The sequence below is a fragment of the Arenimonas sp. genome (assembly GCF_019459675.1).
Lineage (GTDB): Bacteria > Pseudomonadota > Gammaproteobacteria > Xanthomonadales > Xanthomonadaceae > Arenimonas.
Genome location: NZ_JAIBFH010000086.1, coordinates 1 through 6,242, shown reverse-complemented (window position 1 = coordinate 6,242; position 6,242 = coordinate 1). Strand labels below are relative to the sequence as shown.

5 protein-coding genes and 1 pseudogene are annotated in these 6,242 nt (G+C 70.3%); 5 read left to right on the top strand and 1 reads right to left on the bottom strand.

Annotation, left to right across the window (positions count from 1 at the left end; genetic code table 11):
- Positions 1–33: 33 nt before the first annotated feature.
- Positions 34–2,466: a hypothetical protein gene (locus K0M70_RS03305; protein ID WP_290779255.1), complete on the bottom strand. Its 2,433-nt coding sequence runs from the start codon at positions 2,464–2,466 to the stop codon at positions 34–36.
- Between the two features lie 255 nt (positions 2,467–2,721).
- On the opposite strand from K0M70_RS03305, the gene pyrH reads away from it, so the two are divergent.
- From pyrH to K0M70_RS03280, 5 genes and pseudogenes are all read left to right on the top strand, one after another.
- A complete protein-coding gene (gene pyrH, locus K0M70_RS03300; RefSeq protein ID WP_290779252.1) occupies positions 2,722–3,444 on the top strand; it encodes a UMP kinase in 723 nt (240 codons plus the stop codon).
- A gap of 60 nt (positions 3,445–3,504) precedes the next feature.
- A complete protein-coding gene (gene frr, locus K0M70_RS03295) occupies positions 3,505–4,062 on the top strand; it encodes a ribosome recycling factor (RefSeq protein WP_290779250.1) in 558 nt (185 codons plus the stop codon).
- A gap of 14 nt (positions 4,063–4,076) precedes the next feature.
- Positions 4,077–4,823, top strand: coding sequence for a polyprenyl diphosphate synthase (gene uppS, locus K0M70_RS03290; protein ID WP_290779259.1), 747 nt, complete (start codon positions 4,077–4,079; stop codon positions 4,821–4,823).
- Positions 4,820–5,647 (top strand): phosphatidate cytidylyltransferase, encoded by an 828-nt coding sequence (locus K0M70_RS03285; RefSeq protein WP_290779247.1) that lies wholly within the window; start codon positions 4,820–4,822, stop codon positions 5,645–5,647. Before uppS ends, K0M70_RS03285 begins: the two co-directional genes overlap by 4 nt.
- Positions 5,632–6,242 (top strand): annotated as a pseudogene (locus K0M70_RS03280) (1-deoxy-D-xylulose-5-phosphate reductoisomerase); the annotation flags it as partial. The gene K0M70_RS03285 and the pseudogene K0M70_RS03280, both read left to right, overlap by 16 nt.

The window sequence follows — 6,242 nt, the reverse complement described above, 5'->3', positions numbered from 1 at the left end:
GCCGTGGTCTGGGGGGGGGGGGGTCTGGGCCCCCTACGTCTGCAGCAGCGCGCAGGCCGCGTCCAGGGCCTCCGCCACCGACACTTCATTGACTGAAAGTGCCGGCAGCGCCGCCAGTCCCGACGTATGGGTAAACGTGATGTTGGAGCCAACGAAAGCGGCAAAGGTCGGGAAGCTGGCCGTCACCACCGTGGTGCCGGCGCCCGTGACGGTGACGGTGTTGCTTGTGCGGCCATTGACGTCGGTGACCGTGGTCGGACTGGCCAGCGTGCCCGCCGAAGTGGTCCACACCACCGTTTCGCCCACCACCGGGACGCCGTTGCCGATCAGTTCGACCACCATCGGCGCCGACGCCACGCCGGGCGTGAGGGTCTGGGCGTCGCCACTGCCGGCGGTGATGCCGGTCACCACCAGGGTGCCGGCGACGTTGGCATTGAACTGGGTGACCACGCCGCCGGGTGCGGTCGCCTGGATGACCACCGGGCCCGGGGTCAGCCCCAGGGTGACGATGGTGCTGGCCTGCCCCGACCCATCGGTGAGCACCAGGCTGGGTGCCAGCGTGGCGCTGCCCGACAGCACCGTGAAGGTCACCGGCACACCGGACAGGTCGGGTGCGGGATCCACCAACTGCACCACCAGCGGCAGCGGCAGCACGTCACCGGGGTTGCCGGTCTGGCCGTCCCCGCCAGCGGACCCGATGCTGCCGGGCGGCAAACCCTGTGCGTTGGCGGTGACGCTGACGGCATTGGCAAAGGCCGACGCGCGGATCACCACCGGGCCGGGGGTGGTGCCATAGGTAAAGCCGACGCTGGCGTTGCCCGCGCCGTCGGTGACTGAAACCGGGGCGTTGAGCGTGGCCGAGCCCGACACCACCATCCACGACACGGTCTGGCCCGCCAAAGGCTGGCTGTCACCGTTGAGCAGCTGAACCTGCAGGGGCGTCGAACCCGGCTGTCCGGACAGACCCACCTGGCCGTCTCCCGCCACCAGGGCCAGCGACGGCGGCGTCACGTTGATCGTGAAGTCCACGCTCAGGGTGGGCTGGTCGGCGCGGGACGCCGTCACGGTGACCGGATCGAGCCCCAAACCCATGCTGGTGACGGTGACGGACGCGAAGCCACCCGCGTCGGTGATCGTGCTGGCCGCGCTGAGCAGGGCGCCGCCGGTGGCGGACCAGAATACTGTGACGCCCGGATCGCCCAGGCCGCTGTCCGTGGCCAGCACCGTAAGCGGCAAGGGCAGCGCCGCGTTCTGCGCGCCGCTCTGGCCGCTGCCGCCAGCGATGGCCAGGTCGCGCAGCTCCAGGGCGTTCACGGTGAACACCTGGTTCAACAAGGGTGAGTCGGCGCGGCTCGCCCGTACCGTCACCGTCCCCGGAAGCGGACCCACGTCCACGAACGCCTGCGCCAGGCCGTTGGCATCACTGACCGCGCTGGCGCCGCTGATCGTGCCGTTGCCGCTGAGCACCTGCCACTGCACGGTCACGCCCGGTTGGGGCGCGCCGTTGAGCAACGCGCGCACCACCAGCGGCGCCGCCGTGGTGGTGTCCACGGGCGCGTCCTGCAGGTCGCCCGACACCTTGTCCAGCGCGGCGATGTTGATCGCCAGCGTGAACGGCACGCTGGCGCCGGGCTGGTCGGCCCGCGTTGCGGTCACGCTGACCGGACCGGGGCCCGCGCCCAGCGACGTGACGCTGACGCTGGCCCGACCGTCGGCGCCGGTGGTGGCGCCGGACGCCGACAGCGTGGCGCCGCCGCTGGCGACCCACTGGATGCTAACGCCCGCGGCGGGGCCGCCGCCGTCCAGGGCCAGCACGGTCAGCGGCTGCGGCAGCGCCGTATTCGCCAGGCCGGCCTGGCCGTTGCCCGACAGGATCGCCAGCGTGCGCGCCGAACCCCGGCCGCCGCTGGAGCCCAGGCTGCTGGCAACCGCCGCAGCGCCGGCGGCGCCGGCGGCAATGAGCGCCAGGTTGCGGTGGCCGCCTGCGGACGACGCGTCCGCAGGCGCGAGATCGGCAGCTTGTGCCGTCAACTCGAAACGATGGGCGACCATGCGACAGTCGGCGCCGACACAGGCCGGGTCATCGAGCGAAAGCACCCGGATGCCGTGGGTGCCCGGGCGGGAAGGCGTAAATCGCGCCCGCCCCGATCCCGCCTCGACGCCCTCGGCGCCCGCGCGGGTCCTGGCGTCCAGGACATCGAGTTCGCCTGATTCGGGGTCCTCCAGCGTCCAGTCGAGCACCTCGTCGACGGCTGGCTGGTCAGCTCGCCGCTTGACCAGCTGCAGTTCGAAGGGCGCGCCCACCCTCAGCGGCGCGGTCCCGGGCGGTGCGGACACCGGCTCGAGTCGAGTCGGTGACGGCGCGTCAATTTCGGCCCCCAGCGCCCCGGCGGACAACAGCAACAGCGAGACCAGGCAGGCAAAGGCGGTCGCACCGCGTACCCCCCGGAAAGGTAATCTGATCATGAGGCCCCCTGATGCACGCTTCCCCGGCGGGCGGAACGCCTGGCGGTGATGTGCTCCCATAACTGAGAAACGGTTTCGAACGCGTCAGTTGGCCCGTCCAAGGGCCGATCACCGCGTCCTTGAAGCAAGGGGCGCACAAAGGCGACCGATCGGCTCAAGGGACATGCGCCGCCCGCCGGGCAGCGTCATGCGGGTGCCACGTGGACGCCTCCGATCGGATAGAATTCCGGCGTTTGCCCGCCTTTGGAGAGCCCCATGCACACGCCCCCGATCAAGTACCGCCGAATCCTGCTCAAGCTGTCCGGCGAAGCGCTGATGGGGAACGTGGACTACGGCATCGACCCCGAGGTGATCAAGGCCCTGGCCGCCGAAATCGTGGCCGTGCAGCGGGCCGGCGCCGAGATCGGCCTGGTGCTGGGCGGCGGCAACATCTTCCGCGGCGCCGGCCTGGCCGCCAAGGGCATGGACCGCGTCACCGGCGACCACATGGGCATGCTGGCCACGGTGATCAATGCGCTGGCCATGGCCGACGCCATCGAAAAGCAGGGCGGCTTCGCCCGGGTGATGAGCGCGATCAAGATCAACGAGGTGTGCGAGGACTACATCCGCCGGCGCGCCATCCGCCACATGGAAAAGGGCCGCATCGCGCTGTTCGCGGCCGGCACCGGCAACCCCTTCTTCACCACCGATTCGGCGGCCGCCCTGCGCGCCAGCGAGGTCGGCGCCGACCTGCTGCTCAAGGCCACCAAGGTGGACGGCATCTACGACTCGGACCCCAAGAAGAACCCCGGCGCCAAGCGCTTCACCCGCCTGAGCTACGACGACGTGATCAGCCGCAACCTGCAGGTGATGGACACCGCTGCGTTCGCGCTGTGCCGCGACAACCAGGTGCCGCTGCGCATCTACGACATGATGCAGCCCGGCGCCCTGATGCGCATCGTCCAGGGCGAAGACCTCGGCACCCTGGTCGCCGCCTGAGCGCCCCCCGCCGCCAGCGTCTATAATCATCGATTGCCTGGATTGCCTGCGGAGCCCGCGATGCTTACCGATATCAAGAAAGACGCCACCACCCGGATGACCAAGAGCGTGGACGGTTTCCGCCAGGACCTGACCAAGCTGCGCACGGGCCGCGCCAGCACCGCGCTGGTGGACCACCTGAAGGTGAACTACTACGGCTCGGACATGCCGCTGTCGCAGGTGGCCACCGTGCAGGTCGCCGATGCGCGTTCGCTGCTGATCACGCCGTGGGAAAAGGGGATGGTCGCGGCCATCGAGAAGGCCATCCTGTCCTCGGACCTGGGCCTGAACCCGAACACCGCCGGCACCGCCATCCGCATCAACCTGCCGCCGCTCACCGAGGAGCGCCGCAAGGAACTGTCCAAGCACGTGCACGCCGAAGGTGAAACGTCCAAGGTCTCGATCCGCAACATCCGCCGCGACGCCATCCAGCAGGTGAAGGAACTCCTGAAGGACAAGCAGGTCACCGAGGACGAAGCGCACCGCTGCGAAGACGAGATCCAGAAGCTCACCGACAAGCACGTCAAGGACGTGGACGAAGTGGTGCGCACCAAGGAACAGGAACTGATGGCGGTTTGAGCCTCGCCGTCGGCATGTCGTCGCCCTCGCCCGCGCCAAGGAAACCCCGGCACCTGGCCGTCATCATGGACGGCAATGGCCGCTGGGCGGAACGCCGCCAGCGACCGCGCACGCTGGGCCACCGGGCCGGCGTGAAAGCGGTGCAGGTGTGCATCGACTACTGCCTGGCCCAGGGCATACAGGCGCTTACCCTGTTCGCGTTCTCCAGCGAAAACTGGAACCGTCCGCAGGAAGAAGTGGGCGCGCTGATGAAACTGTTCCTGCGCATGCTCGACTCGGAGGTGGATGAACTGCAGCGGCGCGGGGTGCGCGTGGCGTTCATCGGCGACCGCGCCGGCTTTCCCGAAGCCCTGCGCCTCCGGATGGCCGCGGCCGAGCGGCTTACCCACGGCAATTCCAGTCTGGTGCTGACCATCGCCGCCAGCTACGGCGGCCGCTGGGACATCGCCCAGGCCTGCCGCCAGCTGGCCGTGGAAGCGGCGGCCGGCAAGATCGACCCGGCGGCCATTGACGAGGCGATGCTGCACTCGCGCCTTGGCCTGGCCGACCTGCCCGAACCCGACCTGTTCATCCGCACCGGCGGCGACCTGCGCATCAGCAACTTCCTGCTGTGGCAGATGGCGTACACCGAACTTTGGTTCACTGAAACCCTTTGGCCTGACCTGGATGCGTCGGTACTCGACGCGGCCCTGGCCGACTTCGCCGACCGAGAGCGTCGCTTCGGCCTGACCAGCGCCCAAGTGGCCGGGAGCCCCGCATGAGCCGCAAGCAGCGCGTCACCACCGCCCTCATCCTGGCGCCCATCCCCATCCTGGCGGTCCTGTTCCTGCCCACGCCCTGGCTGGCCGCGGCCGTGGCGGCGCTGATGCTGGCCGGCCTTTGGGAATGGACTTCGTTCGCCGGGCTGGAGGAAAAGCCCGCACGGCTGATGTTCCTTACCGCCAATGCGCTGCTGATGGTGGCGCTGGTCTGGGGCGGCGGCCCGGGCCTGTTCACGCTCAAGGTGGCCAGCCTGGTCGGCGTGGTCTGGTGGGGCCTGGTGCTGCTTTGGCTGGCGCGCCCCGGCCTGGGCTCGCGCGACAACCATGCCGCCCGCAGCTTCAAGCTGCTGGCCGGCAGCCTGTGCGTGGTGCCGGCGTGGTGCGCGCTGGGCTGGCTGCATTCGGAAGATCCGCTGGGCGCGCGCTGGACGCTGGTCGCGCTGGGGCTGGTGTGGGCCGCCGACAGCGGTGCGTACTTTGCCGGCTCGAAGTTTGGCAAGCGCAAACTGGCCCCCAGCATCAGCCCGGGCAAGACCTGGGAAGGCGTGGTGGGTGGCCTGGCCGCCAGCGTGCTGCTGGCCGCCCTGGTGCTGCCGCTGCTGGGCCTGGCCTGGTCGTCGCTGCCGGCACTGGCGCTGCTGACCCTGGCCACCGCCGCCATCTCGGTGGTGGGTGACCTGTTCGAAAGCCTGATGAAGCGCCAGTCGGGCATGAAGGATTCCGGCACCCTGCTGCCCGGTCACGGCGGCCTGATGGACCGGATAGACAGCCTGATGGCCGCGCTGCCGGTGTTCGTCGTCGGCAAGGCATGGCTGGGCCTTTGAAAACCATCGCGCTGCTGGGAGCCACGGGTTCGATTGGAGGCTCGGCGCTGGACGTCGTGGCCCGCCACCCCGACCGGTTCCGCATCGGCGCGCTCACCGCCCATGCCAGGGTGGACGAACTGTTGGCGCTTTGCGCCCGGTTCCGTCCCGATTCAGCCGTGGTGGCCGACGTGGCCGCCCTGCCCGCCCTGCGCGACGGGCTGCGCGCGCTGGGCCTGCCCACGCAGGCACTGGCGGGGCCGCAGGCGCTGATCCACGTGGCCACCGACCCGGCCAACGACACCGTCATCGCCGCCATCGTCGGTGCCGCCGGCGTGGCGTCCACGCTGGCCGCCGCGCGCGCCGGCAAGCGCCTGCTGCTGGCCAACAAGGAATCGGTGGTGGTGGCGGGCGACCTTCTGGTGCAGGCCGTGGCCGAGGGCGGCGCCCTGCTGCTGCCCATCGACAGCGAACACAACGCCATCTTCCAGTGCCTGCCGGGCGACGGCAGCCGCGGCGGCGTGCGCCGGCTGCTGCTCACCGCTTCGGGCGGCCCCTTACGCGGCCGCCCCCGCCCCCCGCTGGGCCGGGGCACCCCCGCCCACGCCTGCCCCCC